Origin of the sequence: Vibrio sp. RM-69-4, from assembly GCF_024743775.1 — a bacterium.
GTDB lineage: Bacteria > Pseudomonadota > Gammaproteobacteria > Enterobacterales > Vibrionaceae > Vibrio > Vibrio anguillarum.
On record NZ_JAMQXI010000031.1, the window covers coordinates 78,428 to 104,555 of the forward strand.

Below are 26,128 nucleotides of genomic sequence, written 5' to 3' on the forward strand. Positions count from 1 at the left end.
CCACTCAATGCCAATTCCGAATACTAACAGCGACGATCTCATCAAACTCCTTAAGCCATGCATGAAAATCCTCGTCACTATTGAATTCGGACCTGAGGATTCTTACAGCTTTTCAACGACAATTGTCGGATGCAAACGTGAAAGATACGTACTGATCGATATGCCCGTTAAAGCTCGTGAAGACTTGGTGATGCGAAAAATAGTTAATATCCAAATCATTTTGCGTGGGATTTGTGACACTGAATTAGGTCATATACTCGCGTTCAAAACCTCGATTATTCGTAGTATTTCTAAACCGTTCGGATTACTGTTTATCAAGTTTCCTAAGCACTTTGTGACCAAACCAATCCGTGAGCACGAGCGCTATAAACTCTCTTTGCCAGCCGTTATGCATGAAGGAGAGCATCAATTTAAAGGGAAATTGATCGACTTTTCTATTTCTGGCTGCGCGCTATTTATTCCTGGCTTGCACCATTTAGAAAAAGATATGTTTATTGAGATAAAGTCCACACTCTCCCCACTTCTACCACAAGATCTCGCTTGCCAAATCGTCAGTGTGCGTCAACAAGGTAAAGGAATGTTAGTAGGCGTTAAATTTCTTGAATCAATTGCAATGACAGCTGCATTGAAAAAAGAAATATTAGAACGCGCTTTTATGGCTGGTAGCGTATAAGAATGTTGCGCGGTGCTTTATTTCTGCCGTTTTTGGAAGTGACAAAAAGCCTCATGCAATGCTTTCTCTTTGATAGGTTTAACTATCACATACTCTGCACCTGCGGCCATAAATGCTTCGTTAGTCGATTGCATACCATCAGCTGTACACGCATAAATAGGTACATCCATCATCAACTCATGTTTGATCAAATGTGTTGTTTCAACCCCACCTAAGTAAGGCAGTTGGTTATCCATTAAGATAAGATCCACTGGATGATCTTTCACATAATCAATCGCCTGTAGACCATCCTCTACTCTTGTCACTTCCATACCGTATTTTTTGCAAAATGCTTGAGCAATAAAAGCGTTGGTATGATTATCTTCGACTAGCAACACTTTGATTGGTTTTTCAAACATTTCATGTGGCGGCGCGCGCTCATAAGATGGTATATCCTTCCCGCAGTCACTGACGACAACCAGCGGGAGTTCAACAGAAAATGTAGTACCTACTCCAAATTGGCTTTTCACGTTTACGGCACCACCAAGCATCTCAATTAAGCTTTTGACAATCGCAAGCCCCAAACCACTACCGCCGTATTCTCGTGTGGTGTTTGATTCTACTTGAGTAAAAGGCTCAAAAATAAGCGCGAGATCTTGCTCTCTGATGCCGATACCTGTATCACTAATCGAAATAAACAATTGGTGGTTATTCTTTTGCTGGAACTCAATGCTAATCAACCCATGATGGGTAAACTTAGTCGCATTATTTAATAAATTAAACAGAATTTGGTTCAGGCGAACTTGATCGCTATGGATCATCATATCAGGCGGAATATTGCTCTTTAGGCTGAACTCAATCTCTTTTTCGGCACATAATGGCCGATAGATACTTTCCACGGCAGAGATGACCTCAACCAGCTTAAAGTCAGACTCTTGAATTCTAAACTGTCCTTGCTCTATCTTTGAAAAATCAAGGATATCATTCAGCACCGCCAATAAATGTTCACCACTGCTGCATAACACATTCACTTGTTCAAGTTGCTCATGGTCACTGATTTCACGCTTAAGTAATTGAGAAACACCTAAAATTCCATTCAATGGTGTTCTCAGCTCATGGCTCATTTTTGCAAGAAATTCAGCACGAATACGCGCCGACTCTTCCGCTTCTTGCCTTGCGAGTCGGCTCTGTTTGGCCGCCTCGGCGATTGTCGTAATATCTTGCCCTTGAGTGATGATTGACTCAATTCTCTGCTCAAAAATAATGGGGGATAAATTCCAGCGAAAAACCTTATTGCCAACTTCAACGTTTATCTCTCGGAACGTTTCTTGTTCAACCGCAAGGCGTATCTTTGGCTGCAGTTCTTGCTTTAATGCATCAAGAATGCATTGCTGTTGATCATTGCGACGCATGAAATATTTCTTTGCTGATGGGTTCATTTTGATGATATCACCGTCGATACTCCATACTATGATGGGCGAAAGTGAAAAATTGAACAGATCTTCAAATTGTTTTTCTTGCTCAGATAAACGTTGAAATGTGTGTTCTAGCGTTCTGCCGAAGTGATCAAATTCATAGATTTTAGAACCAGAAAAAAGCTCATAACTCCCAGCTTCTGCAGCTTTGTGGGTGTAATTCATCAAGCTACTGATTTCATTTTTCACTCGCTGCTGTAACCACCAACGTGTCAAAATAGAGACTATCACCATCGCAAAAAGAGCAAAAATCATCCAAAAAAAATAATTTTCACGTAATTGCAATACGTTCTCATTGCTCTGCACACTGAGGACGTTAATATAAATTGGTACGCCTTCTATGGTTAACGCGGTACGGCTTACCATGTAATCGGCAAAACTATAGGCGTCAAAATTATCTTCTAAAACATCACGTTCCGTGTAGGTCTCATCACCATTAATTGTTGAGGCTAAGACCTTTTCACCCGTCGTCATCACGAGATTTTCTGAGTTACTCCCTTCACGTAATGTTTCTGCCAGCACGTAATTGTTGTTAAGTACGGTAGCAAGATGCAAAAAACCAATCACCTCTCCGGACTGCGAGTCAATAACGGGAGTACGTCTGACCATTAGGTAGGCATAGCCCAATTGAGAGGGCGATTTGATCATATGCCAGTTATGACTTAACGCGACTTTACGAGACATGTTTACCAGCTCGTTTTGTTCAATACCATAAAACTGAGCATTGCCATCTTCCCACATCAGGCTGTCAGAATCAGAAATGAAACGAATGTCAGGCGTGTTGGCTACTTCTAGCTGGTCAACTCCAAAAAAGAACTGATCAATGCTGTCATTATCGCCCTTACGAATTGCTTTAACTAAACCTGCATTTTTTGCGCTGCTATCTTGGTTTATCTGCAGTAATGAAAGACGGAAGTTAAAGAGGTTCTGGATGAGACTAGAGGTTTGAGAAGCCGTACGTTGCACTTCTTGAGCAATGATTTTGCTACTGATCTGATAACTTTGAAATAAAACGCTGAGCGTCAATGCGCCAATCACCGCAATCATTGATTTGGTGATCACGGTAGCTATCTTTTGTTTTTTCTTGACGGTGCTTGACCTTAAACTCATTGATGGCTCGATATATCAATAGTCAGAGTAACGAAATGCTCGTTTTTTGAGCTTTTCAATATACGCTGAAGAGACCTCTTTGGTTACCAACTCAAAATCACCTGAGTAAACCGTAGGTACAGGCTTTCCTTCAAGATCCCACTTAATGGCTTCCGCCATAGCAACACCGGCATCATCATTGATGCGCATGATAGTCACATCAAGTGTGCTATTTTGCAGCGCGTCCAATTCAGCCTCACCACCGCCCCAGCCGTTTAACGTAATATCTTCTCTATTTTGCTGCTGCAACGCATCCATGGCACCGAGTGCAACATCAGTAGAGCATGCGTAAATAAAATTAATATCTGGCGTTTGTTTAAGAATACGCAAAGTTGCATCAAATGCACTATCTCGTGTCGCTTTTGTATAAAACGAAGAGGCCAAGTGATATTTGCTGTCTCGACTCATTTCTTGGATAAAACTATCGCCGCGTGCATCGCTAACATAACCTTCAGAATAATAGAGGACGGAATAAGCACTATTCTTTGGCGCCGACTTTTTGTAGTAATCCACCAGTTTCATTGTGCCAATTTCATGATCAAACCCCACGTACATAAAAGGCTGACGATCTCCCCAACTTTTTACTGGCGTAGTGATATTTTGCAGAATAATTTTGGTTTGATTTGAACTTAACAGCTGCTCGATAAATTTACGGTGGCGGATGGTATCAAGCGTAAACACCAAGTAATCGGATTTGTTTCTGATCGCTTCCATCAACGATAAACTTTGTTGGCGAATATCGACATTCGGACGAGTGAATACTTGGTTAATTTGGTATCTAATCCCAAGTTCATCTAAACGCATCTCAAAGGCTTTGATATTGCGCGCCCAATAATCGGAAACTTGTTGACCTGGATAAACAACAGAAATATGAATAGGTTTATCTTGCTCTATTGAGAGTACAGCGGGAGGTTGACGCACTGCCTGTATCATCTGGTCGGTAAGAGCCTGTTGCGCAGGATGAAGATCTAAAAACTCTTGATATCGCCAATAACCATTTAAAACTTGCGCTGCAGCCTGAGTGGAGGCTGCCAAACTGACACTGAACACAAATGAAAGGAGCAGGATTTTTCTCATGGCATTCTCATTACACTAACTTCTGGATTTAATGACACACAATGGCTGATTTCGCACTCATCATATTCTCGGACTACCCAATGAAGGATCAAACAAGTAGCCCGTATATCATCTTGATTATTAAGTATGTTCCTCATAAATGATAGTGCAAACCACTAAAAAAGCTGACTTGCACTCATAACCGCTCATTTACTAAACAAAAGCATCAGAATGCTTTCCTATACTTAAAAGGTGAAAGCTAAATTTCCAGAAATGCCAAATTGATTATCTCCAGCATAGTTTCCTGCAAGATCGAAACTGACAAGATCTCCGGGGCTGATGCCAATGCCAAACGTCACGGCGTTGTCCAAAGTATCTTCTAAATCGATTTCATAACCCGCACGAAGCTGTGCCCATCCCCAAGCATTACCTTCTAAGCCAAAGCGTAGGTATTGTGTATCATCTTTTTGGTCTTGGAAACGACTCTGCTTTGTTGCATCTAAATCGATTGCAGCAGTGAAAAACTCAGTGACATATCCACCCGAGATTGTGACTTGCGTATCCAAATCATACGAGCTTAAACCATCAATGGTTTTTAATTCTTGAGCAAAAAGATCCTTTACCGCAACACCCACTCGAAAATCGTTAATTAACCACACAGCCCCTAAATCAAGATTGAAGGCATTATCGTTCGTTTCGCTTTTGTCATAATCAGCAAGATCGAATTCTTTTACCGAAACATTTTGCTTATAGGTTCTTAATTGTTGAATTTTTGGCGTAATGCCAAATGAAAATTGTTGACCACGAATGTTGTATATTTTGGCCAGTGCTAGGCCAAATTCTGAGTAACCAAATGCAATCAGATCAACGGTTGAATTTTTATAACGATTCTCAACGTCGGTGCCGCTACTGCCTGTATTTGCCGCAATATCAGAACGTGCAATCACCTCCGCGTGCCCACGCGCAAAAATATTAAGTGAAACTAGATCGAGAGGAATTGCTATCGCCATACCAATGCCCGCCGATGCAGCAAGAGGCTTGTCATCGGCAAGCTGGTCCAAATACTGATTGAGCTTATCAATATCACTTTGATTGGGTGTACCGGAATTTTCAAACGCTTTGATGCTATCTTGCAGGTCATCAATGGATTTTAGGCTTTTGTCTGGGTCTCTAGCCGCACCACCTACCGCAGGGAAAAGCACGCCAAACGTGTCATTATTCCGATACACGGCCACCAAAGCAGGATTATAGAATGGGGCTAGCAGATAATCGGCCGTTGTTACGCCAGTATTCCCCATTCCATTACCACGTGCGTCAGCTATCGTGTTCGCCGCTTGCGCAGAAGCACAAGCCAACAAGAGCAACGAGACCACTGACCATTTGTTGTAACTGTTCATATTGCAACCAACCTTGTTGTTATTATTCCCTAAACAAGGTTAATACAATTTTTTACATTGCACATGAAATTGGCGAATAATGCCGCTGACCAAACCTAATCGTCACCAAAATCATCCATGCCACTAACAGAGAAATGAACATTCTCTTGCCCTGCCACCAACTGTTCTTTTTGCAATTTGGTCAGTTTTTTAATCGCTAGCTCAGTTTTTAAAGCGAGGCTTTTACCGCCTTCTACACGTTGAGACCAAACCAATAATAACGGCCCTTTACCTCGTAACGCTTTTGCACCCTTCCCTGTTTGGTGTTGTACAAAGCGTCGTTCAACATCCGTTGTAATACCGCAATACAGTGCTTGATGGCGGGTTCGAACCAAATAAACCCACCAGTCCGGGCTATCTTTGTGGGAAACCTTATTCACTTACAGTAAGCTTTCCACCAAAGCGCGTAACTCGGCGACTTCATTTTTTAATGCGTGAACCTCCTGTTCAAGCTGATCAATACGAGCAGTCGCCCCACCTTCCGGAGCATGAGCAAAGGTTTGCTCTAAACTTTCAACGTCAACCTCTCCAGAAAAGAGATGTTGATAACGCGACTCTCGCTTACCCGGTTCACGCGGCAGCTTCACCACCAGCGGGCCTGATTCACGGTTGGCTAAACCGTCTAAAATAGTTTCGACTTCTTTTACATCGGTAAAACTGCATAATCGGTTAGTGCGAGTACGCAACTCTCCCGGCGTTTGTGGCCCACGCAGCAGCATGCAGCACACCAAACCAAGCTCTTGATTTGAAAGCTTTAAATCGCCAAATTCGGTGTTGCAGAAACGGTGCTGATATTTGCTCACTCGGCTATTAAAACCACTTTCATCACTCATCAGGTGACGAGCGATCAAGCCCTCAGCGGCATCTTGAACCTCAGCTTCGGTTAATGACAGCACTGGCTCACGGTTACTTTTTTGGTTACATGCGGTGGTCAAGCTGTTGAGCGTTAATGGGTAGTAATCAGGCGTGGTCACTTCTTTTTCAATTAAGCAGCCAATAATTCGTGCTTCTAGGGGAGAGAGCTCAATGTTCATTATAATTTCCTTTTTTCTAAGCGGAGTTTCCTAATCGAGGCCACAATCGATGTTGCATTAGTGTTCTAACAACAGTGAAATTCGGATGATTTTCCCATTGCTATCAATCATCACAATCTTTGCACGGTTTAACTCTAACTCGGTCATCTCCAGCTTCTCACGTTCGCTAATATAAGCTTCACGCAATTTAACACTGTGATGCAGTTCAGCGTTTGCAGGTACATCTTTTCTTTTAGGTACTAAAATTTCTGAAAGTTGCATCTCTAAATACCATAAGATAGCGATTTGAAAGGTACATGATATAGCGCCTATCCGTACCAATACAATCACTCATGACTAGAGTGATTATTTCTTAATCAAGAGTGAGTCAGGATTGATCTAAAGGCTGTTATGAATCAGCTCGATATGATTTAATCAATGGCATTGACATTCAAGTTGGGAAAAGGAACCTATGAGTATCGTATTTGAAATTGTTAACCAAGCTCGCCGTAAAAATAAACTGAAACGTGAACTGCTAGATAACGAGAAAAAAGTTCGTGATAACCGTAAAAGAGTTGAATTGCTTGAAAACTTACTCGATTACATGAAACCGGATATGACCCACGAAGAAGTCATGGCGATCATCAATAACATGAAAGCCGATTACGAAGATCGCGTCGATGATCACATCATCAAAAGCGCAGAAATTTCAAAAGAGCGCCGTGATATTAGCCGTCGTATTCGCGAGCTGACCGATAAAGATAAACAAATGACTCAAGGCAAAAAGTAAAATTGATGCCGACCATCTTCGAAACCCGTCTTAAGACGGGTTTTTTTATGACCAAAACATTCACAAAACAAATCAATATTTCTATCAACAAAAAGTGCGATAAATTTTATGTGATAGACATTAAACGTTTGCGTAATCGCTAACCTTCACCGAACCTAGTTTTGAGTCTTTTATCACATATTAGCTATTGTTATATTTATACACAGTAAATCAATTATGACCATTCGAGGCACGGAGCTTCCTCACTTATCTCACGGCGAGAAGATTGGTACCGACATCGTTCGGCATATATTAAGAGGGTCAAATTATGGAAATGAATGTGGTTGAAATTTTGGGCTATGCAGCTTCGATCATGGTGGCAATCTCGCTGACAATGAAAGATATCGTTAAACTGCGTATTCTTAATTTTGTTGGTTGTGCACTGTTTACCGCTTACGGACTAATGATTGATTCATGGCCTGTAGTGCTCACCAACGGTTTTATCGCCTGCGTAAACATCTACTTTTTAGCAAAGATGCAACGAGAAAAAAAAACGGCTGACGCCAAAAGCGCTGCATGATAAACCCAAAATAATAAAAATTGACGTGTAAAAAAATGCTCTGCCACGATGACAGAGCATTTTTTATCGATAAATCAGAGAGCAAAAGCATAAATAACCAAGCAAAAAGCCTCTAGTAGGGGGATACATAGAGGCCATAAGGCTAAGTATTACTCTTCGTCATCGTGCATAGTTGCCCAAGCTTGAGCACATTTCACCGCACGTTTCCAACCTTTATAACGACGATCGCGCTTCTCTTCATCTTGATGAGGAACGAATGTTTTATCGATCACGGCTTTATCAGCAAGCTCATCCAAGCTTCCCCAAAAGCCAACCGCAAGACCAGCTAAATAGGCTGCTCCTAGCGCGGTCACTTCCGTCACTTTAGGACGGTGTACTTCGGTATCAAGCACATCTGATTGGAATTGCATTAAGAAATTATTGGCTACCGCGCCACCGTCTACGCGTAATGCTGACAGTTTGATGCCAGAATCAGCTTGCATTGCATCAAGTACATCACGTGTTTGGTAAGCGACACTTTCCAAGGTCGCACGAATAATATGGTTCGAATTCACGCCACGCGTTAAACCAACAATCGTACCACGGGCATAAGCATCCCAATACGGCGCGCCTAAACCAGTAAACGCTGGCACAACATAAACGCCGTTGGCCGTATCAACTTTCGTAGCGAAATATTCTGAGTCATGCGCATCTGAAATCAGTTTCAACTCATCACGCAACCATTGAATCGATGCACCACCCATAAAGACTGCACCTTCAAGCGCGTAGTGAGGTTCACCAGCAGGGCCACAAGCTAGAGTTGTTAGCAAGCCATTATGTGAGGTGACTTTATCTTTACCTGTGTTCATCAATAAGAAACAGCCAGTGCCGTAAGTATTTTTTGCTTGGCCCGCCTCAACACACATCTGCCCATAAAGCGCAGCTTGCTGGTCACCCGCAATTCCAGCAATAGGAATACGTGTCCCGCCTTTACCACCAATGTTGGTTTGGCCGTAAACTTCGGAAGATTTCTTCACTTCAGGCATCATAGACAAAGGAATATCAAACTCTTTTAGGATTTTCTCATCCCAATGCAAGTTGTTGATATTGAAAAGCATAGTGCGAGATGCATTGGTATAATCCGTAACGTGAACACGGCCTTGTGTCATGTTCCAAACGAGCCACGAGTCAATTGTACCAAACAGTAGTTTTCCAGCCTCGGCGTCTTCACGAGCCCCTTCGACATTATCCAAAATCCATTTGATTTTGGTGCCAGAGAAGTAAGGGTCAAGCACTAGGCCTGTATTCTCGCGAATGTACTCTTCTAGCCCTGGGCGTGCTTTCAATTCTTCACAAATGGATGCGGTACGTCGACATTGCCATACAATCGCGTTGTAGACTGGCTTACCCGTTTCTTTGTTCCACACCACCGTAGTTTCACGTTGGTTGGTAATACCAATCGCCGCAATTTCATCACTGCGAATACCTGCTTTGCCAAGTGCTTCTACTAGCGTCGAACTTTGCGTCGCATAAATTTCCAGTGGATCATGTTCAACCCAGCCAGCTTGAGGGTAGATCTGGGTAAATTCACGCTGAGAAACACTGACAATGTTAGCATCATGATCTAACACTACAGCACGTGAGCTTGTTGTTCCTTGGTCAAGGGCAACAATATATTTCTGCTCAGTCATGGTCTTTTCCTTATCTTTCACGTTAATCGTTTTATAAAGTGTTGTCGTTATTTTAGACGTGAGCTTGCTCACTTTCTTCTACGTCATCACACTGGTTTGGAATGGTGCAGCCTACGCCGACAGTAGGTAAGTACGCGCCAATAAATTTAGGGTAAGCCCATGCCCCAAAACAGGCACCAGCAATAGGAGCAATGATAGGTACGATGAAGTATGGGATATCTTTTGCACCTGTTAGTGCGTAGTCCCAGCCAGCTAAGTAGGCAAACAATTTAGGGCCAAAATCACGCGCAGGGTTCATTGCAAAGCCAGTCAATGGGCCAAGTGAACCACCGATAACCGCAATCAGAATACCAATCAGCAATGGGTTCATTGCATTGCGATGTGCGCCGTTATTTTCATCACCTAGTGCCAAAATAGCGAACATTAATACTGCTGTGATGACAAATTCGACCGCCAATGCACCAACAAATGATAATGAAGCATTAGGGTAGGTAGAAAAAATACCCGCTGTGGCTAACGCTTCTTGACTGCTACGTACAAAATTGTGTGCGATTTCATAATCAGTAAAAAGGTTGCTGTACAAGCCGTAAACCAGAGCAGCAGAGCAGAATGCACCGAGCATTTGCGCCGCAATATAGGGAAGTACTTTTGCTTTGTTGAAGCCGTGGAAGGCGGCCAGTGCAATGGTCACCGCCGGATTAATGTGAGCTCCAGAAACACCCGCAGTGCAATAGATGGCAATTGCCACACCTAAGCCCCACATGATGCTGATTTCCCACTGACCAAATTGTGCGCCAGTAAGAACTAAGGCAGCAACACAGCCTACACCGAAAAAAATCAGCAATCCGGTGCCGATAAACTCCGCGATACACTCTCCGAGAAGAGTATGTTGTTTTGTTCGAGTCATAGTAAGTGTCCTTGTTTATTTTTTGTGTACACAATGTTTGTGTGTGGCAAATTTTGCACATTTTTCTTCCCACGAAAATTAAAAAACAGCATTTATGAGCGTTCGAACACAATTTTGTTACTTGCAATATCGTTTTTTGTTAATTAACTCATTATTTTGATCTTCTGCTCATTAACGCAGAGCTTAACAAATGATAGGAAACTAAGGGTGTCTCTATAAACAACGACATAATCAAGTGCAATAACGGATAGAGATATGATTTCATACTGCTAAGATAGGTATGATGATGAAGTCATCGGATCAGCTCGTAAGCGCATTTGTTCTCTAAAATCCACTTCAGTTGTTAAATTAACCCAACCTAAATTGTTAAACCGTTCATCATTTTGATATAAAATAACATACAAAGATAAAATTACCGCCAAAATGAAACACAATTTCGCTCATTCGCGCTTTTGTGAGCAACATATCGAACATTTTCTATTGAAAATGCCACACTAAATATAAGTTTTTCATCGAATAAGGTTTCACCATGACCACAACCACACGATTTGAAACCGATGTTGTTATCATTGGTGGCGGAGCAACCGGTACTGGGATCATGCGCGACTGCGCACTGCGCGGCATTGCGTGTATTTTGCTAGAAAAGGATGATATTGCTTCTGGTACCACCGGGCGAAATCACGGTTTATTACACTCAGGGGCACGTTACGCAGTTACCGATCCTGAATCGGCCAAAGAGTGCATCCAAGAGAATCAAATTTTAAAAAATATCGCCAGACATTGTGTAGAGAAAACCGACGGCCTGTTCATTACTCTGCCTGAAGACGATCTTGCTTTTCAAAGCACGTTTATCGACGCGTGCGCTCAAGCTGGGATTACAACCGAGCCGCTTTCTGCCAAAGAAGCACTGCGTTTAGAGCCTCACGTTAACCCAAACCTTGTCGGCGCGATCAAAGTACCCGATGGCACACTCGATCCTTTTCGTTTATGTGCTTCCAATGTACTAGACGCCAAAGAGCATGGTGCGCGGATCATGAACAAAACCATTGTAACGTCGCTGATCCGCCAAGGTGACACAGTATTAGGCGTACGCTGTTTACAGCTCAACACTCATCAACAATATGAGATTTTCGCCAAAGAAGTGATTAACGCAGCTGGAATATGGGGACAAAACATCTGTGAATACGCCGATCTCAACATCAAAATGTTCCCCGCAAAAGGCTCATTGTTGATCCTTGATTATCGTATCAACAACCTTGTGATCAACCGCTGTCGCAAGCCTTCTGATGCCGATATTCTTGTCCCTGGTGATACCATTTCACTGATCGGTACTACCTCTGAACACATTGACTATGACCAAATTGACAACCTGCACGTGACTGAAAAAGAGGTCGATATACTACTGGCCGAAGGCGCGAAACTGGCCCCCATCATGGCGAATACTCGTGTATTACGCGCTTATGCGGGTGTGCGTCCATTGGTCTCTATTAATGATGATGGCAGCGGCCGAAACATCAGTCGCGGCATCGTATTACTTGACCACGAACAACGCGATGGATTGAAAGGCCTCACCACTATTACAGGCGGTAAATTAATGACTTACCGCCTAATGGCAGAATGGGCGACCGATTTAGTCGCTAAAAAACTGGGCAATAATACCCCTTGCGAAACTCATACTCGCGCCCTACCCGGCTCCAACGAAACCCCAAAACAGGTGAAAAAAACCGCCAGCATTGCCAAACCCGTCTATGAATCGGCTATTTATCGCCATGGCGAACGCGCACAAAACTTCTTATCTGATGATGCGAAGAGCCAAGCGGTTATTTGTGAATGTGAAATGGTGACCGCGGGCGAAATTGAATACGCAATTAAACAACTCGATGTAAATAACTTGGTCGATTTACGTCGCCGCACTCGTTTAGGTATGGGGCCGTGCCAAGGAGAGCTTTGCAGCTATCGCGCCGCCAGCTTATTTCAAGAATATGGTCACGTTTCGGGAAACCAATCGAGCCAACTGTTGGTTGAGTTTTTAGAAGAGCGCTGGAAAGGCATTAAACCGATTTTCTGGGGAGATGCACTGCGCGAGGCTGAATTCAGTTACTGGATTTACGAAGGCTTGTTCGGAGCCAATGACATTCCAACGCAACACAAGCAAAATGAAAGTGAGGAGACGTTATGATGAAATACGACGTCACAATTATCGGTGGTGGAATTGCAGGTTACAGTGCAGGTCTTCGCTGCTTACAAGCGGGCCTAAAAACAGCACTGATCAGTCAAGGCCAAAGTGCTCTGCATTTTTCATCCGGTTCCATCGATGTTCTGGGTAAACTGCCTAGCGGCGAAGCGGTTGAATCCCCTTTGCTCGCCATGGAAGCATTACGTCAACAAGCCCCGAATCACCCTTACAGTAAAATTGGCTCTGACACTATTTCGCAAGGGTTAATGTGGTTTCAAAAAACGCTGCAGCAACGCGGCATGCCGCTGACACACCAAGCGGATAATAGTAACCACTATCGCATAACTCCGATGGGGACATTGAAAGCCACTTGGTTATCACAACCTTATGTTTATCAACATAAAACGAATGCTGATTTCAAGCGTATTGTGCTGCTCGCCATCGATGGTTATCGAGATTTTCAACCACATATGCTGCAAGATAACTTACGCGCTCTACCTGCATTTTCGGCTATCCCAAGTGAGATCATTAATATCACGATTCCGGGTTTCGAAGCACTTCGCCATAATCCCAACGAACTGCGATCCATCGATATTGCTCGTTTGCTCAAACAACCACATGCATGGCGCAGTTTTTGTGATCAACTGATCCGTCATGCCACTGTGCAAGATCTAGTGATCCTACCTGCCATCATGGGCAATGGTGATGGGTTAACCTTACTGAACAAACTCAAATTGGAAACCAACTTGCAGTTGCATGAAGTCCCGACCATGCCGCCATCATTAATGGGCATCCGCATTGAAGAGACACTCAGCCGAGCTTTTTTAACTATGGGTGGTACTCATTTAAAAGGCGATAAAGTCATCAGTGGTGAATTTGATGGTAACCGTTTGACCGCCATTCATACTCAAAATCTCAATGATATGCCGATTCAAGCTGACCATTTCGTGATGGCTACAGGGAGCTATTTCAGCCAAGGTTTACAGGCTTCTCATCACGGTATTAGCGAACCCGTGTTCCAATTAGAGACGGAGAGCTGCCATGATCGCGCTCTATGGCGAAATCATGCCTTTTTCTCAGCAAACTCTCACCCTTTCATGACCTTTGGTGTGCTGACCAACACGTCACTGAACCCAACTCATCAAGGTAATATCATTACCAATTTATACTGCTGTGGTTCGATGCTCGCGGGTTATGATCCTGTCTTTGAAGGCAGCGGTGGAGGCGTTGCTATTGCCAGCGCTTACCACGCTACCTCTCAAATTATGGCTCAAACTCAATCTCGACCAGCCATTCAGGAGGTATTAGCATGAGCACCTCTTTTGTTGAAGCCGCACCCAAAAATACCTCTTTTGATCAATGCATCAAATGCACTGTTTGTACCGTTTATTGCCCGGTTGCTAAAGCAAACCCACTCTATCCGGGGCCAAAACAGTGCGGACCGGATGGCGAACGCTTGAGGATTAAAAGCGCAGAGTATTATGACGACCTACTCAAGCTCTGCACCAACTGCAAACGGTGTGAAACCGCCTGTCCTTCCGGAGTGAAAATTGGCGATATCATTGCTGTGGCACGTGGCAAACATGGTAAAAAAACGCTGAGTCCAAAGCTGGTGCGTGATTACGTGCTGAGCCATACCGATCTTTTTGGCACGATCGCCACACCATTTGCACCGATAGTGAACGCTGCTACGGCTATGCCGATGGTAAAAAAACTGATGCACAAGACCATTGGTGTGCACGATCATAAATCACTTCCCAAATACTCACACGGCACGTTTCGTCGTTGGTTTAAGCAGAACTGCACACGCCAACCCCTGTATAACCGGCAAGTGACCTATTTCCACGGCTGCTACGTTAACTATAACCACCCGCAGTTGGGTAAAGATTTTGTCTCTGTGATGAATGCGATGAATATCGGCGTACGGTTACTGGATAACGAGAAATGCTGTGGTGTACCGCTGATTGCCAATGGTTTTCACGATAAAGCACGTAAAAATGCGCTATTGAATGTGAAAAATATCGAAGCCGCGGTAGTTGATCGTCAAACGACGCTCCTCTCCACCTCATCAACATGTTCGTTTACCTTACAACAAGAATATCCTCATGTTTTAGGGGTTGATAATAGTAAGGTGGTCAAACAAATCGAGTACGTCACGCGCTTTCTACTCAAAGAGTTCATGAGCGGTAATGCGCCTAAAATGAAACCCGTTAACTTGAAAGTGGTTTACCACACCCCTTGCCACCTTGAACGCAGCGGTAATGTCATTTTTACCATTGAATTATTAAAAATGATCCCAGGATTGGAGTTAGTGGTCTTAGACAGCGAATGCTGCGGCTTAGCGGGAACCTACGGTTTTAAAGAAGAGAACTATGACGTTTCAATGAAAATTGGCGCGCACCTGTTTGATGCAATCAAAACATCGCAAGCTGACTATGCGATTACCGATTGTGAAACCTGTAAATGGCAAATTGAAGAAAATACCGCGTTAGAAACCATTCATCCAATTAGCCTACTCGCCATGGCGATTACCTAGTTTACACACCTAGCATTGAGAGTAAAACAGGCCACATTGTGGCCTGTTTTCATACTGCTTGTACTGTGTGAACATTCGTTTTCTAAACGTTATTTAGATAGCGGGCGCTGCTGGCAGTGCTCAATTGCATTGGCCAATAATTCTAACGCACTGGACTGACACTCTGGTAACTGCGCTTGGCTACGGCTAATCGCGGTAACACGCTCGCCCCATTTGATGTGCCCAGCCCCCCAAGTTAAGCCCGCCCCGAAAGCGGCCACCAGCAGGTTATCATTCGGTTTGATTTTCCCTTGTTCAACCGCTTCACACAATGCAATAGGTACGGTCGCGGCAGACGTATTACCATAGTGTTGAATGTTAACGAATGCTTTATCTTGGCTAATACCCGATAAGTCACACAAGGTTTGAATGATACGAATATTCGCTTGATGCGGGATCACCACATCAACTTGCTCGGTTGAAAGACCGGAACGCGCCAGCACAGTTTGCGCCGCTGCGCCCATGCCTCGAACCGCACGTTTAAAAATCTCTTTCCCAACAAAATCAAAATCCCAATACCCATTGTCAGCGGCAAAACGATCCATCGAAGAGCCAAATTTAGGCACCGCCAAAATATCACGCCCTTCGGCATCACAACCGATTTGTGCATCTTGCAAACCCACTACTTTATCGGTTTTACTCAAGACAACGGCACCAGCACCGTCACCAAATAACACGGCGGTATCACGTTTGGTCCAATCAATGTAAAAAGAGAGACGCTCAGCACCCACCACTAACGCATGGCGGTAATGGCTTGCTTGCATTAAACGCGTCGCAGTTTCTAATCCATAAACAAAACCGGTACAGGCTGCATTTAAGTCAAAAGCGGCTGCATTTTTAATCCCAAGGTTCTGCTGCACTTTCGAGGCAATATTTGGGATAAGAGAATCTGGCGAACAGGTTGCGATGATGATGAGATCAATCTCAGTTGCATCAATCCCAGCACAAGCAATGGCGTGTTGGGCGGCCACCGTAGCTAAATCAGAGGTATTCACATGGCTAATGCGGCGCTGTTCAATCCCGGTACGAGTTTTAATCCACTCATCGGAAGTTTCAATAAAGGTGCTAAGATCATGGTTTGAGAGCGTTGCAGGTGGTAGGCATTTACCCCAACCTGTAATTTCGGCATAGAATTTTGTCATTGTTAACCTGTTTTTGTTGTATTTTCTAATGCAATCCAAAGACCTAAAATTAAAAACTCATTGTATGAAAGAGAAATGAGACTCAAAAGGTCCTTTTGATGTCAGTCAGTATACGCGCTTTTGCTCCGACGTTAAGTCTAGTGCGTTAAATGCGACTGGAGCAAAACACAAAAATAAAGAGAGGAAACCATGTCAACATTCAATACTCGTTGTCCTTCGTGTCACGCAATGAACCGAGTTCCGATAGAACGAGTAACAGAAAGCCCGAATTGCGGTAAATGCCAAGCTCCCCTATTTGATGGAGCGCCTATTGAAGGGACGGAAGCCAATTTCGAAGCACTGCTTAATAGTCGCCAACCCGTTGTCGTCGATTTCTGGGCATCTTGGTGTAATCCGTGTGTGGGTTTTGCTCCTGTATTCAGTGATGCTGCGACGGAACGAAAAGGAAACATTCGCTTTATAAAAATTGATACTGAAAGTGAACAAAGCCTCGCCACAAAATTTCAAATTCGCAGCATTCCAACCATTATGGTGTTTAAAAATGGTCAACGAGTCGATATGATCAATGGCGCTTTACCAAAAAGTCAATTTGATCAATGGTTAAACCAAGCCATATTGAAATAATCTATCATTATAACCAATAATAAAGTTGGCATTTTTTATCGATTTATGCCAACTTTACTGCTCATTTCTCTTGCTTTATTTTCGATTAATAAAATTAATCGTTAAGAACATAATTTTTCGTTTTACCTTTCTCAATATCAGCTCCATATTCGCCGCAAAATATCCCATCAATTCTGGTTTTGAGGCAAAGTCAATGGACAACATTACTGTGAACGCGTCTTCACCTCGCATTTCCGTTCCGGTCATTGCGCTATCGCTTTATGCGATTGCCTCAGGCTATTTAATGAGCCTGATCCCATTGATGTTGCCGCACTACGGGCTTGAGAGTTCATTGGCAAGCTGGCTTGCCAGTGCCTTTTACGCTGGCTTATTGATCGGCGCATTAGTCGTTGAACCTGTTGTCAACCGCGTTGGCCACCGAAACGCTTTTGTATGGTGCTTAGCGCTACTCATGTTAACCATTTTTGCCTTACCTGCTCTGCACTATGCCAGTGCTTGGTTAGTGGCACGTTTTGTTGCTGGTATTGCGGTGGCTGGTGTCTTTGTAGTCGTCGAGTCTTGGCTATTGCATGGTGATGAAAAAGGCCGAGCAAAACGCCTTGGTATTTATATGGCGGCGCTTTACGGCGGCACGGCATTGGGCCAATTAGGGATTGGTTATTTAGGCGTATCAGGCGGCGTGCCTTTCATTGCCATCATTACCTTGCTATTAATCGCCAGTGTGGTGCTGATTTATGGCGAATCTGACCAACCGTCAACGCAGCATGCCGTCAGCCTATCACTGAAACAGGTACTCAAACTAAACCATGCGGCCTTGCTCGGTTGCGGAGTTTCAGGGCTCACTTTGGGGGCTATCTACGGTCTAATGCCTGTTGAATTGGAACAACGCGGTATCAGCCATACCGATATTGGTAGCTTAATGGCGCTTGTAGTTTTGGGTGGCATGGCGGTGCAACCTATGGTGCCTTGGCTATCAAAGTTTTTGGGCCGAACACTATTAATGGCACTATTTTGCTTGATTGGATCTGCAGCGATTACCATAACCTTGTTCGATTCAACGATGATGATATTAGCTGCCAGCTTGTTTTTCTTAGGCATGGCGACGTTTGCCCTGTACCCAATCGCCATCAACTTAGGTTGTGATAAGCTCGATGCCAATTACATTGTCTCAGCGACACAAGTTATGCTGTTTAGCTACAGTATCGGCTCTGTGGTTGGCCCCGTGATCGCTGATTGGTTTATGCAAAGATCGCAAGGCTTAATGGGTTATCTCTTTATTGCTTTACTGGCGACTTGTATTTATATGTTGGCTTCAAGCCTCAAAACCAAACGCCAGTGGGTGGCGGGGAAATAAGTCGCAGCAAAGCGGATCATATTTTATCGCAAGGCGCACGGTTTAATCGTTGGTGACGATTTGACTCGTGCGCTTTTGGTTTTTCTGGTAGTGCACGTTTTTCATGCAGTAGATGGCGGATCGCCAATATAGGGTGAGAGAGCAACATTCTTGGCCCTGCGTAACGCATCACCAATCTCATTTGTTCTTTCGGCTCAGGCTTATAGCAATGAATTGGGCAACGGTTACAGGTGGGTTTATGTTGGCCATAAGGACAGCGATCTAAACGTACTTGCGCATATTCCAACAAGGTTTTGCAACACGTACAGAGGCCAGATTGACAGCGATGATGGCGCTGACAATAAATGTTCACCATCGCCTCTACGGTGCGAAACTCACTGAGCAGCTCTCCCGTTAAAAGATCGCTATGCATTTTTTCCATTGCCAATAACTCCCATTGAGATCGCAGATAAAAACAAGTATCCTGCGCCACCTTGTTCCTCATGTACCCAAGACTTTGTGTCAAAGAGCAGACGACTATGAACCGCAAAAAGAAAATTAACCAAACACTGCAAAAGCATCTTAAAAAGAAGCATGCCAAGCTGCACGGCAGCAATAAGCCTCGTTATATTTCAAAAGCTGAACGTGAAAAATTAGACGCAGAGCAAGCCGCTTCAACCAGCACGGTAGATACCCAACATAGTGAGATTGTGCCTGCTGAAGGTGAGCTACAACAGTAAGTCTTGCTCGATTGGAACAAACTGGCTGGCGACATCAATAAGGCTTTGAGCCGTCAGCCTTGGTACTCCGTACACTTCTACTTTTTTGTTAAAACGCTGTTTAATCCGTTCGACCAATAGCTCGAAATCACCATCTCCTGATACCAGAACAATCACATCCGCTTGCTCTGCCAGCTCAATCGCATCGAGAGTAATACCGACATCCCAATCCCCTTTTGCACTACCATCACGACGCTGAATGAAGGGCTTAAGCTGAACTTCAAAACCAATACCGCGCAAAATATGGTGGAACTGGCGCTGCTTAGGATCTTGGCTAGCAATCGCATAGGCATTGGCTTTGATCACCTCTCGCCCTTGAGTGGCTACATACCAAAATTGGTTGTAATCAAAATGCTGGCGGTACTTCTCTTTACAGGTGTAATAGACGTTTTGAACGTCGACAAGAATGGCAACTTTTTCCATGAGCTCTCTTCTCAAATAGAAACAAAAACAGCGGCCTGTTCGCCGCTGCTTTGCAAATTGCGCCTAGTATACGCCAAACCACTTCAATTTGTCGTGCAAGCGAGTCACACTGCCGACCACAATCAAGGCTGGGCTTTGTGCTTGTTGCGCTAAAAGGGGTAAATCGTCAAGCGAGCCCGTCAATACTCTCTGTTTATCTGTAGTGCCGCGTTCGATAATCGCGCAAGGCGTTTCTGCGCTCAGGCCAGCATCCAACAAGTTTCGTGTGATATTCGGGCACTGCTTTAACCCCATATAAAAAACCAAGGTTTGATTATCTTGCGCTAAACATCGCCAATTGATCGCTTTACCTTCTTTTTGTAAGTGACCCGTAATGAACTGCACACTTTGCGCGTGATCACGGTGCGTCAGCGGAATCCCCGCGTAAGCCGTGCAGCCTGCTGCTGCCGTGATCCCCGGAACCACTTCATAAGCGATATGATGTTCAGCCAGCGTTTCGAGCTCTTCACCACCTCGGCCAAAAATAAAGGAATCGCCGCCTTTCAAACGGACAACTTTTTTACCTTCTTTGGCTTTATCGACCAGAATTTGGTTGATCTGATCTTGCGGCACACAATGAAAATCCAACTGTTTGCCAACGTAGATCATCTCCGCGCGGCTTGGCGCCAGATCTAAAATCGCTTGCGAAACTAAACGATCATACACCACCACTTGCGCTTGGCTGATCACGCGTAGCCCCTTAACCGTCAGTAGATCGGGATCGCCTGGCCCTGCGCCTACTAAAGAGACAAAACCGCGACTCGTTACACTGCTTACCATGATTACTCTCTACCTTATCGACAAAAGGATATCGTCATTAAGCGAGGTTAAACCTCACTTAACAATGGTTAGCCAAGGTTGCGTTGTGGCAAGGTTTTACCGTGAGTCATGTAAAGGCTTAACCCGGTAAATAACAAGCCGCCCACTAAGTTACCCAATGTGGCCGGAATTTGGTTCCATACTAACCAATCGACGATGGTGAATTTAGCGCCCAACATCATGCCAAGTGGGAACAGGTACATATTCACTACGGCGTGTTCAAAAACCAAACCGAAGAAAATAAAAATAGGTAGCCACATCGCGACCACTTTGCCGCTCACAGCAGTTGATGTCATAGCACCGACAACACCTAGACACACCATCCAGTTACACAAGATGCCTTTCACAAACACGGTGATCCAGCCATTAATACCGTGTTCGGCAAAGCCAAGAGTGCGAGCAGTAGACGCTTTGATAAACGCTTGCCCAACCGAGCTCGGCTCGATACTGAAATTCATGGTGAAGGTTAGCGCCACTAAAAAGGCGACGGCAACGGCACCGATTAAGTTACCTAGCCCAACCAAGCCCCAATTCCGTAGAACGCCCGCTTTGGTTACTCCGGCGCGTTTTTCAAACAAAGCTAAAGGCGCTAAAGCAAAAACACCCGTTAATAAATCAAAGCCCATTAGGTTCAAAATACAAAACCCCACAGGGAAGACCAGCGCGCCAACAATAGGCACTCCGGTTTGCACAGCCGCAGTAATAGCCACAGCGACAGCGATAGCAAGAATTGCCCCCGCCATAATGCCGCGAATCAGGGTATCGCGCGTTGACATGAAGATTTTGCTTTCGCCAGCGTCAATCATTGTTTGCACAAAATCGGCAGGTTTTACATAAGACATAATGGTCCTTATTGTCACCAAAGTTAAAATTAAAAAGGGAAATTGAATAGATAAAGGCTCCCAGCCATCGATGCTTCACCAAGAGAACTCGATGAACAAGGAACCTTTTTGCTATTGAATCTCATCGTCTCAAAAGCGGCTGTTAAGCCGCGACTTCGACCACACCGTCGGTGACTCGCACAGCATAAGCTTTCACGCTAAAGCGTTCATCTTCCATACATTGGCCTGTTATGAGATTGAAACGCTGCTTTTTAAGCGGGCTTGCTACCCAGAACTGCTCTTGATGTTGGCAAATAAAACCGCGTGACAACACATTGGCTCGAGCAAAGGGATCCATATTGCTTATCGCCATCACTTCTTGCGCCTCAGTCGGACGGAAGAGAGCCACTTGCTCACCATTCACCAGTGCACACACACCCGTTCCGGGAACAATGTCATTAATGTCACAGATGGCTTGAAATACTGTGTTATTGGCCATCGTTATTTCTCCAAGACAGGGGTAGAGATTGCCGAATCAGCAAGCGCAATGTGGAATATATCGCCTTTCGCTTCTGGGTGTTTTTCGCTATAAGTCGCAGGACGGTGCTGCTCACGAGCGCTGACGAACACGACGTTCTCATCTCGTAAATCAGAATTAATGAAGTGAGTAAAACGAGTTAATTGCTCAGGATGATTAAGCGTTTCTGTCCATTCACAGCGATAATCAACAATAAGCTTCGCCACATCCGCTTCGAGTTGATCGTTAATGCCCAACTTATCGTCCACAATCACTTCACGCAGGTAATCAACGCCACCTTCCAGGTTGTCTAGCCACACTGAGGTGCGTTGTAATTTATCGGCTGTGCGAATGTAGAACATCATGAAACGGTCGATGTATTTCAGTAGTGTTGCTTCATCTAAATCAGAGGCCAGCAGATCCGCATGTCGAGGCTTCATACCACCATTACCGCAGACATACATATTCCAACCCGCATCGGTCGCAATCAAGCCTAAATCTTTCCCTTGCGCTTCGGCACATTCGCGGGTGCAACCTGAGACACCAAACTTCATCTTATGTGGTGTACGGATACCTTTGTAGCGGTTTTCAATCAACACACCCAAACCGACGCTGTCTTGCACACCAAAACGACACCACGTACTACCGACACACGTTTTTGCCATGCGCAGAGCTTTGGCATAGGCTTGGCCTGTCTCGTATCCAGCATCAATCAGTTTGCGCCAAATCTCAGGTAAATCGTCTTTTTGAGCACCAAACAGACCAATGCGCTGCGCGCCCGTCACTTTGGTGTAAAGTTTGTATTCTTGAGCGACATTCGCCAGCACCGCAAGCGCTTGTGGTGTGACTTCACCACCCGCCATGCGTGGGATCACCGAATAAGTACCGTCTTTTTGCATGTTACCCAAGAAGTTATCATTGGTGTCTTGCAAACTGACCAGCGATGGCGAGAGCACATGATCCCCCCAACACGAGGCCAGAATCGAACCAATTGTTGGCTTACAGACTTCGCACCCATAACCGCGTCCATGTTTTGCCAACATCTCATCAAAACGTTTGATACCGTTAATGCGGATCAAATGGAACAGCTCTTGGCGTGAATACGCAAAGTGCTCACAAATGTCGTTTTTGACTTCCACACCCGATTTAGCCAATTCAGCATTCAGAACCGACGTCACTAAAGGCACGCAACCACCACAACCTGTTCCGGCCCCTGTCACCGCTTTAATCGCGCCGAGCGTATGATGACCATCGGCCACGGCTTGGGCAATTTTCGCTTTAGTCACATCAAAACAAGAACAGATCACAGCAGTATCAGGTAGTGAATCCGCGCCTAATGCCGGTTTTTCAGCGCCAGCATGCGCGGGTAGGATCAAGGTGTCTGGGTGTTTGGGTAGCTCAATATCATTGAGTTTGAGTTGCAGTAAATCGCCGTAATCTGACGTGTCGCCAACTAAAACTGCACCAAGCAGTTTTTTACCATCTTCAGAAACGATAATGCGCTTATAAACTTCATCTTCTTCATTTTGATAGACGTAGCTTTTACAACCCGGAGTTCGTCCATTGGCATCACCAATCGATCCCACCTTCACACCCAGCAGTTTGAGCTTGGCGCTCATGTCTGCACCACTAAATTGGCTCTCATTGCCCACAAGATGATCAACCGCAACCGTTGCCATTTTGTAACCAGGAGCGACCAGACCGAAGAAAGTTTGATTCCAAGAAGCACATTCGCCAATCGCATAAATATCAGGATCGGATGTTTGGCAGTGATCGTTAATGGCAACGCCACCACGCGGTGCGATGTCTAGACCCATATCACGAGCTAATTTGTCCTGAGGACGTATCCCTGCGGAAAATACGATAAAGTCAACTTCCAAATCCGAACCGTCGGCAAACTTCATGGTATTACGAGCGGTCTCGCCTTGAGCAACGATCTCTAGCGTATTTTTGCTAGTGTGAACTTGCACCCCCATCCGCTCAATTTTATTACGCAGTTGTAAACCGCCTTGCAAGTCAAGTTGCTCAGCCATTAATACCGGAGCAAACTCAATCACATGGGTTTGTACGCCCAACGCTTTCAGCGCGCCAGCCGCTTCAAGGCCAAGTAAACCACCGCCTATCACTACGCCACTTTTGCTCTTTTTCGCGCACGTTTCGATGGCCTTTAGATCTTCAATGGTGCGGTAGACAAAGCAGTCTTTACTTTCATTGCCTTTGATCGGCGGTACAAAGGGATAAGAGCCCGTCGCCAAGACTAATTTGTCATAGCTCACTTCACGGCCAGTATTTGAATAGACCACGCGCTTTTCGCGATTAATGTTAACCGCCCGCTCGCCCATCAAGACATTAATCGCATGCTTTTGATAGAAACCCGGCTTAACAAGCGAAAGCTCTTCAGCGGTATGGTGTGAAAAGTAGGAAGAAAGATGGACGCGATCGTAGGCAACACGCGGTTCCTCACAAAAAGCCGTGACATCAACAGCCGATGCCTCCATTTTTTCGACCAAATCTTCGATATAGCGATGGCCAACCATGCCATTACCGATAACAACCAGCTTCATCCTGCTCATATGGGTTCCTAATTATGGTAACGTTTCATTGAGCGAGATTTTTAATTATGAAAGAAAATGAATTACTGATGTAAATCAATTACAAACTCAAACTACCCTAAAGAGGTAGCCATAAAGAGGAGTATCAGAGAAAAATAAACACCTTACCGTGAATACTAGGGGCCGACAGGTATAGGAAGATAATTTATATAGTATGATCACTTCCAATCAAACCTGATCATTTACAACAAAACTTGTCAGTTTTCCTCTGTCAAAACACTTGGCAGAAGTTATATAAACAACTTAAACACGCTCATTATGCTTTAGAGTAGAAGCTTATGACGGCGTTGTTCCTCCCCCCTTTTAGGGGGAGGGAATTAATTTCGTGAGTATTGGGTATGCTATTTATGATGAGCGATATAGGTTGTTGGAATGTTTTTGCCCCTTTCTGCCTTAGACCTGTTACTCTCAAGATTCTTCACTATCGAAATTTGACCTGATTTTTCTAATGTAACACGATATGTTTAGTTGATTAATGTTCTGACTGACCTTGGATAATCAACTTGGGTTCAGACCACTCTATAAAGAGAAAAAAGAGACATCATATTGATGTCTCTATAGTTTTGACTAAGCTCTCACCGATACCGATTTGGTTCGAGTTTTTATAATGTCTGATATTGAAAACCAGACTATCAAGGCCACCGAACTGCTTATCAACATTACCTCTAGGATCGAAGGCTCCGAATATAGCGCCGACTCGAACAAGTAAGAGATCGCAGGAATCACAGATAGCATACAGACCGTAAGTACAGGCTTGGTAACCTCCATTCCTTTCTGAAGCAAAAAGAACGGTAGCACAAAACCAAAAACAGAAAGCCCGAACACCTCTGCCAGACCTACTTCCCCACCAAGGCTTGCACCCGTTGAGAAGGCCACGCCCGTGGCGACAACACCTGACAATAGAAAACGAAATGCCAAGATCTCATCAATAGACAAATCACCCATAAACTTTGCGTTCGACTTTAATGAAATTAGTGCAGCACCGATTCCGGCCAATGCAGCCAAAACCAAGCCCAGCAGCAACGCTGCATCCATCACGTTTGCCTTAACTGCAAACAATAGAGTTAGCAAAGCGATGGTGAAAGCCTGCGCCAACCTGCCTAAAGTTTCACGAGTAATCACAGACACTACAACCACGGCTACTGCCGACTCAAATAGAGCCGCGCTGGATGCTGGGATATAAGTCAAAGCCAAATGAAACGAGAAGAATGCTAGCAAGGTATATAAATTCATCTTAGCTAACGACAGTACCTTATCCCTAGTGAGATTCAGCTTTCTGGTAACCACCAGCTTGCACAGAAAAAATATCGAGCACAAGAAAAAGGAGGTCGCAGAGAAAATCATAATCTCCCCACTACTGAATTGGAAACTAACACGAGACAACGCAAATGCCTGTAGAGTCACCGAGGCCAAAATAAACACAAAACCCAACATATCTAATCCCTTATGCCGTATAAACCATCATGCTCCAAGATCTTTAGACGCATCAGAGTATTCTCAAACACATCCTTCGAGTCATGAGCAATATACGCGATCCCAAAGTCTCCAGTTGTAAGCTTAG

25 protein-coding genes are annotated in these 26,128 nt (G+C 44.5%); 9 read left to right on the forward strand and 16 right to left on the reverse strand.

The annotated features are described in order from the left end of the window. Positions 1-7 precede the first annotated feature (7 nt). On the forward strand, positions 8-673 hold the full coding sequence (locus NB504_RS03340; protein ID WP_019282225.1) for a flagellar brake protein: 666 nt from the start codon (positions 8-10) through the stop codon (positions 671-673). 17 nt (positions 674-690) lie between these two features. On the opposite strand, the gene luxQ is transcribed toward NB504_RS03340, so the two are convergent. The 6 genes from luxQ to NB504_RS03370 all read right to left on the reverse strand — a co-directional run bounded on the left by luxQ (position 691) and on the right by NB504_RS03370 (position 7,063). Beyond that, positions 691-3,237, reverse strand: a complete 2,547-nt coding sequence (luxQ, locus tag NB504_RS03345; RefSeq protein WP_258428269.1) for a quorum-sensing autoinducer 2 sensor kinase/phosphatase LuxQ — start codon at positions 3,235-3,237, stop codon at positions 691-693. A gap of 15 nt (positions 3,238-3,252) precedes the next feature. Then, positions 3,253-4,353: an autoinducer 2-binding periplasmic protein LuxP gene (locus tag NB504_RS03350; protein ID WP_258428270.1), complete on the reverse strand. Its 1,101-nt coding sequence runs from the start codon at positions 4,351-4,353 to the stop codon at positions 3,253-3,255. Between the two features lie 224 nt (positions 4,354-4,577). Further along, entirely contained in the window at positions 4,578-5,729 is a 1,152-nt protein-coding gene (locus NB504_RS03355; protein WP_017046397.1) for a conjugal transfer protein TraF, read from the reverse strand. Between the two features lie 95 nt (positions 5,730-5,824). Next, positions 5,825-6,148, reverse strand: a complete 324-nt coding sequence (locus NB504_RS03360) for a GIY-YIG nuclease family protein (RefSeq protein WP_013867913.1) — start codon at positions 6,146-6,148, stop codon at positions 5,825-5,827. Beyond that, positions 6,149-6,802 (reverse strand): YceH family protein, encoded by a 654-nt coding sequence (locus NB504_RS03365; RefSeq protein ID WP_013867914.1) that lies wholly within the window; start codon positions 6,800-6,802, stop codon positions 6,149-6,151. A 57-nt stretch (positions 6,803-6,859) separates the two neighbouring features. Then, a complete protein-coding gene (locus NB504_RS03370; RefSeq protein WP_026028336.1) occupies positions 6,860-7,063 on the reverse strand; it encodes a hypothetical protein in 204 nt (67 codons plus the stop codon). 190 nt (positions 7,064-7,253) lie between these two features. Here NB504_RS03370 and NB504_RS03375 point away from each other — a divergent pair, with 190 nt between their 5' ends. Further along, a complete protein-coding gene (locus NB504_RS03375; protein ID WP_010319897.1) occupies positions 7,254-7,571 on the forward strand; it encodes a DUF496 family protein in 318 nt (105 codons plus the stop codon). Between the two features lie 307 nt (positions 7,572-7,878). Continuing rightward, positions 7,879-8,130 (forward strand): YgjV family protein, encoded by a 252-nt coding sequence (locus NB504_RS03380; protein WP_013867916.1) that lies wholly within the window; start codon positions 7,879-7,881, stop codon positions 8,128-8,130. Between the two features lie 149 nt (positions 8,131-8,279). On the opposite strand, the gene glpK is transcribed toward NB504_RS03380, so the two are convergent. Together glpK and NB504_RS03390 are read right to left on the reverse strand one after the other, a co-directional pair. Next, entirely contained in the window at positions 8,280-9,800 is a 1,521-nt protein-coding gene (gene glpK, locus NB504_RS03385) for a glycerol kinase GlpK (protein WP_258428271.1), read from the reverse strand. Positions 9,801-9,852: 52 nt separating this feature from the next. After that, a complete protein-coding gene (locus tag NB504_RS03390) occupies positions 9,853-10,707 on the reverse strand; it encodes an MIP/aquaporin family protein (RefSeq protein ID WP_010319894.1) in 855 nt (284 codons plus the stop codon). A 529-nt stretch (positions 10,708-11,236) separates the two neighbouring features. Here NB504_RS03390 and glpA point away from each other — a divergent pair. From glpA to glpC, 3 genes are read left to right on the forward strand one after another with little or no spacing between them, the layout of a single operon-like run. Continuing rightward, the gene (gene glpA / locus NB504_RS03395) at positions 11,237-12,886 is read left to right on the forward strand and encodes an anaerobic glycerol-3-phosphate dehydrogenase subunit A (RefSeq protein WP_013867918.1); all 1,650 of its coding nucleotides are present in this window, start codon (positions 11,237-11,239) and stop codon (positions 12,884-12,886) included. After that, positions 12,883-14,196 (forward strand): glycerol-3-phosphate dehydrogenase subunit GlpB, encoded by a 1,314-nt coding sequence (gene glpB, locus NB504_RS03400; protein WP_258428272.1) that lies wholly within the window; start codon positions 12,883-12,885, stop codon positions 14,194-14,196. The genes glpA and glpB overlap by 4 nt, the downstream gene beginning before the upstream one ends. Continuing rightward, positions 14,193-15,419 (forward strand): anaerobic glycerol-3-phosphate dehydrogenase subunit GlpC, encoded by a 1,227-nt coding sequence (glpC, locus tag NB504_RS03405; protein WP_194663682.1) that lies wholly within the window; start codon positions 14,193-14,195, stop codon positions 15,417-15,419. The genes glpB and glpC overlap by 4 nt, the downstream gene beginning before the upstream one ends. Before the next feature lie 89 nt (positions 15,420-15,508). Here the strand turns inward: glpC and NB504_RS03410 are convergent, their stop codons facing one another. Continuing rightward, complete coding sequence (locus NB504_RS03410) at positions 15,509-16,600, reverse strand: ketoacyl-ACP synthase III (RefSeq protein ID WP_064626233.1); 1,092 nt, start codon at positions 16,598-16,600, stop codon at positions 15,509-15,511. Between the two features lie 189 nt (positions 16,601-16,789). Here NB504_RS03410 and trxC point away from each other — a divergent pair, with 189 nt between their 5' ends. Both trxC and NB504_RS03420 read left to right on the forward strand, forming a co-directional pair. After that, complete coding sequence (gene trxC, locus NB504_RS03415; RefSeq protein ID WP_194575178.1) at positions 16,790-17,224, forward strand: thioredoxin TrxC; 435 nt, start codon at positions 16,790-16,792, stop codon at positions 17,222-17,224. Positions 17,225-17,417: 193 nt separating this feature from the next. Next, the gene (locus NB504_RS03420) at positions 17,418-18,578 is read left to right on the forward strand and encodes an MFS transporter (RefSeq protein ID WP_017047243.1); all 1,161 of its coding nucleotides are present in this window, start codon (positions 17,418-17,420) and stop codon (positions 18,576-18,578) included. 16 nt (positions 18,579-18,594) lie between these two features. Here NB504_RS03420 and NB504_RS03425 read toward each other — a convergent pair whose 3' ends face one another. Beyond that, positions 18,595-18,999 carry a nitrous oxide-stimulated promoter family protein gene (locus NB504_RS03425; protein WP_405054801.1) on the reverse strand — a complete coding sequence of 135 codons (405 nt, stop codon included), beginning with the start codon at positions 18,997-18,999 and terminating at the stop codon, positions 18,595-18,597. Positions 19,000-19,096: 97 nt separating this feature from the next. On the opposite strand from NB504_RS03425, the gene NB504_RS03430 reads away from it, so the two are divergent. Beyond that, the gene (locus NB504_RS03430; protein WP_010319684.1) at positions 19,097-19,297 is read left to right on the forward strand and encodes a DUF2986 domain-containing protein; all 201 of its coding nucleotides are present in this window, start codon (positions 19,097-19,099) and stop codon (positions 19,295-19,297) included. Here the strand turns inward: NB504_RS03430 and NB504_RS03435 are convergent. From NB504_RS03435 to NB504_RS03460, 6 genes are all read right to left on the reverse strand, one after another. Next, positions 19,286-19,759 carry an NYN domain-containing protein gene (locus NB504_RS03435; RefSeq protein WP_010319683.1) on the reverse strand — a complete coding sequence of 158 codons (474 nt, stop codon included), beginning with the start codon at positions 19,757-19,759 and terminating at the stop codon, positions 19,286-19,288. The two genes, NB504_RS03430 and NB504_RS03435, sit on opposite strands and share 12 nt — an antisense overlap. A gap of 63 nt (positions 19,760-19,822) precedes the next feature. Beyond that, positions 19,823-20,578, reverse strand: coding sequence for a uroporphyrinogen-III C-methyltransferase (gene cobA, locus NB504_RS03440; RefSeq protein WP_019283178.1), 756 nt, complete (start codon positions 20,576-20,578; stop codon positions 19,823-19,825). 68 nt (positions 20,579-20,646) lie between these two features. Then, positions 20,647-21,459 carry a formate/nitrite transporter family protein gene (locus tag NB504_RS03445; protein WP_094167933.1) on the reverse strand — a complete coding sequence of 271 codons (813 nt, stop codon included), beginning with the start codon at positions 21,457-21,459 and terminating at the stop codon, positions 20,647-20,649. A gap of 142 nt (positions 21,460-21,601) precedes the next feature. Further along, positions 21,602-21,937: a nitrite reductase small subunit NirD gene (gene nirD / locus NB504_RS03450; RefSeq protein WP_047689635.1), complete on the reverse strand. Its 336-nt coding sequence runs from the start codon at positions 21,935-21,937 to the stop codon at positions 21,602-21,604. Between the two features lie 2 nt (positions 21,938-21,939). Further along, positions 21,940-24,528 (reverse strand): nitrite reductase large subunit NirB, encoded by a 2,589-nt coding sequence (gene nirB, locus NB504_RS03455; protein WP_258428274.1) that lies wholly within the window; start codon positions 24,526-24,528, stop codon positions 21,940-21,942. A gap of 606 nt (positions 24,529-25,134) precedes the next feature. Continuing rightward, complete coding sequence (locus NB504_RS03460) at positions 25,135-26,001, reverse strand: hypothetical protein (RefSeq protein WP_088728983.1); 867 nt, start codon at positions 25,999-26,001, stop codon at positions 25,135-25,137. Positions 26,002-26,128: the final 127 nt, after the last annotated feature.

What these genes read in the sequence shown, in the direction of transcription:
- NB504_RS03340 (WP_019282225.1), top strand. Translation starts at nt 8, where the DNA reads ATGCCAATTCCGAATACTAACAGCGACGATCTCATCAAACTCCTTAAG.
- luxQ (WP_258428269.1), bottom strand. Translation starts at nt 3,237, where the DNA reads ATGAGTTTAAGGTCAAGCACCGTCAAGAAAAAACAAAAGATAGCTACC.
- NB504_RS03350 (WP_258428270.1), bottom strand. Translation starts at nt 4,353, where the DNA reads ATGAGAAAAATCCTGCTCCTTTCATTTGTGTTCAGTGTCAGTTTGGCA.
- NB504_RS03355 (WP_017046397.1), bottom strand. Translation starts at nt 5,729, where the DNA reads ATGAACAGTTACAACAAATGGTCAGTGGTCTCGTTGCTCTTGTTGGCT.
- NB504_RS03365 (WP_013867914.1), bottom strand. Translation starts at nt 6,802, where the DNA reads ATGAACATTGAGCTCTCTCCCCTAGAAGCACGAATTATTGGCTGCTTA.
- NB504_RS03370 (WP_026028336.1), bottom strand. Translation starts at nt 7,063, where the DNA reads ATGCAACTTTCAGAAATTTTAGTACCTAAAAGAAAAGATGTACCTGCA.
- NB504_RS03375 (WP_010319897.1), top strand. Translation starts at nt 7,254, where the DNA reads ATGAGTATCGTATTTGAAATTGTTAACCAAGCTCGCCGTAAAAATAAA.
- NB504_RS03380 (WP_013867916.1), top strand. Translation starts at nt 7,879, where the DNA reads ATGGAAATGAATGTGGTTGAAATTTTGGGCTATGCAGCTTCGATCATG.
- glpK (WP_258428271.1), bottom strand. Translation starts at nt 9,800, where the DNA reads ATGACTGAGCAGAAATATATTGTTGCCCTTGACCAAGGAACAACAAGC.
- NB504_RS03390 (WP_010319894.1), bottom strand. Translation starts at nt 10,707, where the DNA reads ATGACTCGAACAAAACAACATACTCTTCTCGGAGAGTGTATCGCGGAG.
- glpA (WP_013867918.1), top strand. Translation starts at nt 11,237, where the DNA reads ATGACCACAACCACACGATTTGAAACCGATGTTGTTATCATTGGTGGC.
- glpB (WP_258428272.1), top strand. Translation starts at nt 12,883, where the DNA reads ATGATGAAATACGACGTCACAATTATCGGTGGTGGAATTGCAGGTTAC.
- glpC (WP_194663682.1), top strand. Translation starts at nt 14,193, where the DNA reads ATGAGCACCTCTTTTGTTGAAGCCGCACCCAAAAATACCTCTTTTGAT.
- NB504_RS03410 (WP_064626233.1), bottom strand. Translation starts at nt 16,600, where the DNA reads ATGACAAAATTCTATGCCGAAATTACAGGTTGGGGTAAATGCCTACCA.
- trxC (WP_194575178.1), top strand. Translation starts at nt 16,790, where the DNA reads ATGTCAACATTCAATACTCGTTGTCCTTCGTGTCACGCAATGAACCGA.
- NB504_RS03420 (WP_017047243.1), top strand. Translation starts at nt 17,418, where the DNA reads ATGGACAACATTACTGTGAACGCGTCTTCACCTCGCATTTCCGTTCCG.
- NB504_RS03425 (WP_405054801.1), bottom strand. Translation starts at nt 18,999, where the DNA reads ATGGAAAAAATGCATAGCGATCTTTTAACGGGAGAGCTGCTCAGTGAG.
- NB504_RS03430 (WP_010319684.1), top strand. Translation starts at nt 19,097, where the DNA reads ATGAACCGCAAAAAGAAAATTAACCAAACACTGCAAAAGCATCTTAAA.
- NB504_RS03435 (WP_010319683.1), bottom strand. Translation starts at nt 19,759, where the DNA reads ATGGAAAAAGTTGCCATTCTTGTCGACGTTCAAAACGTCTATTACACC.
- cobA (WP_019283178.1), bottom strand. Translation starts at nt 20,578, where the DNA reads ATGGTAAGCAGTGTAACGAGTCGCGGTTTTGTCTCTTTAGTAGGCGCA.
- NB504_RS03445 (WP_094167933.1), bottom strand. Translation starts at nt 21,459, where the DNA reads ATGTCTTATGTAAAACCTGCCGATTTTGTGCAAACAATGATTGACGCT.
- nirD (WP_047689635.1), bottom strand. Translation starts at nt 21,937, where the DNA reads ATGGCCAATAACACAGTATTTCAAGCCATCTGTGACATTAATGACATT.
- nirB (WP_258428274.1), bottom strand. Translation starts at nt 24,528, where the DNA reads ATGAGCAGGATGAAGCTGGTTGTTATCGGTAATGGCATGGTTGGCCAT.
- NB504_RS03460 (WP_088728983.1), bottom strand. Translation starts at nt 26,001, where the DNA reads ATGTTGGGTTTTGTGTTTATTTTGGCCTCGGTGACTCTACAGGCATTT.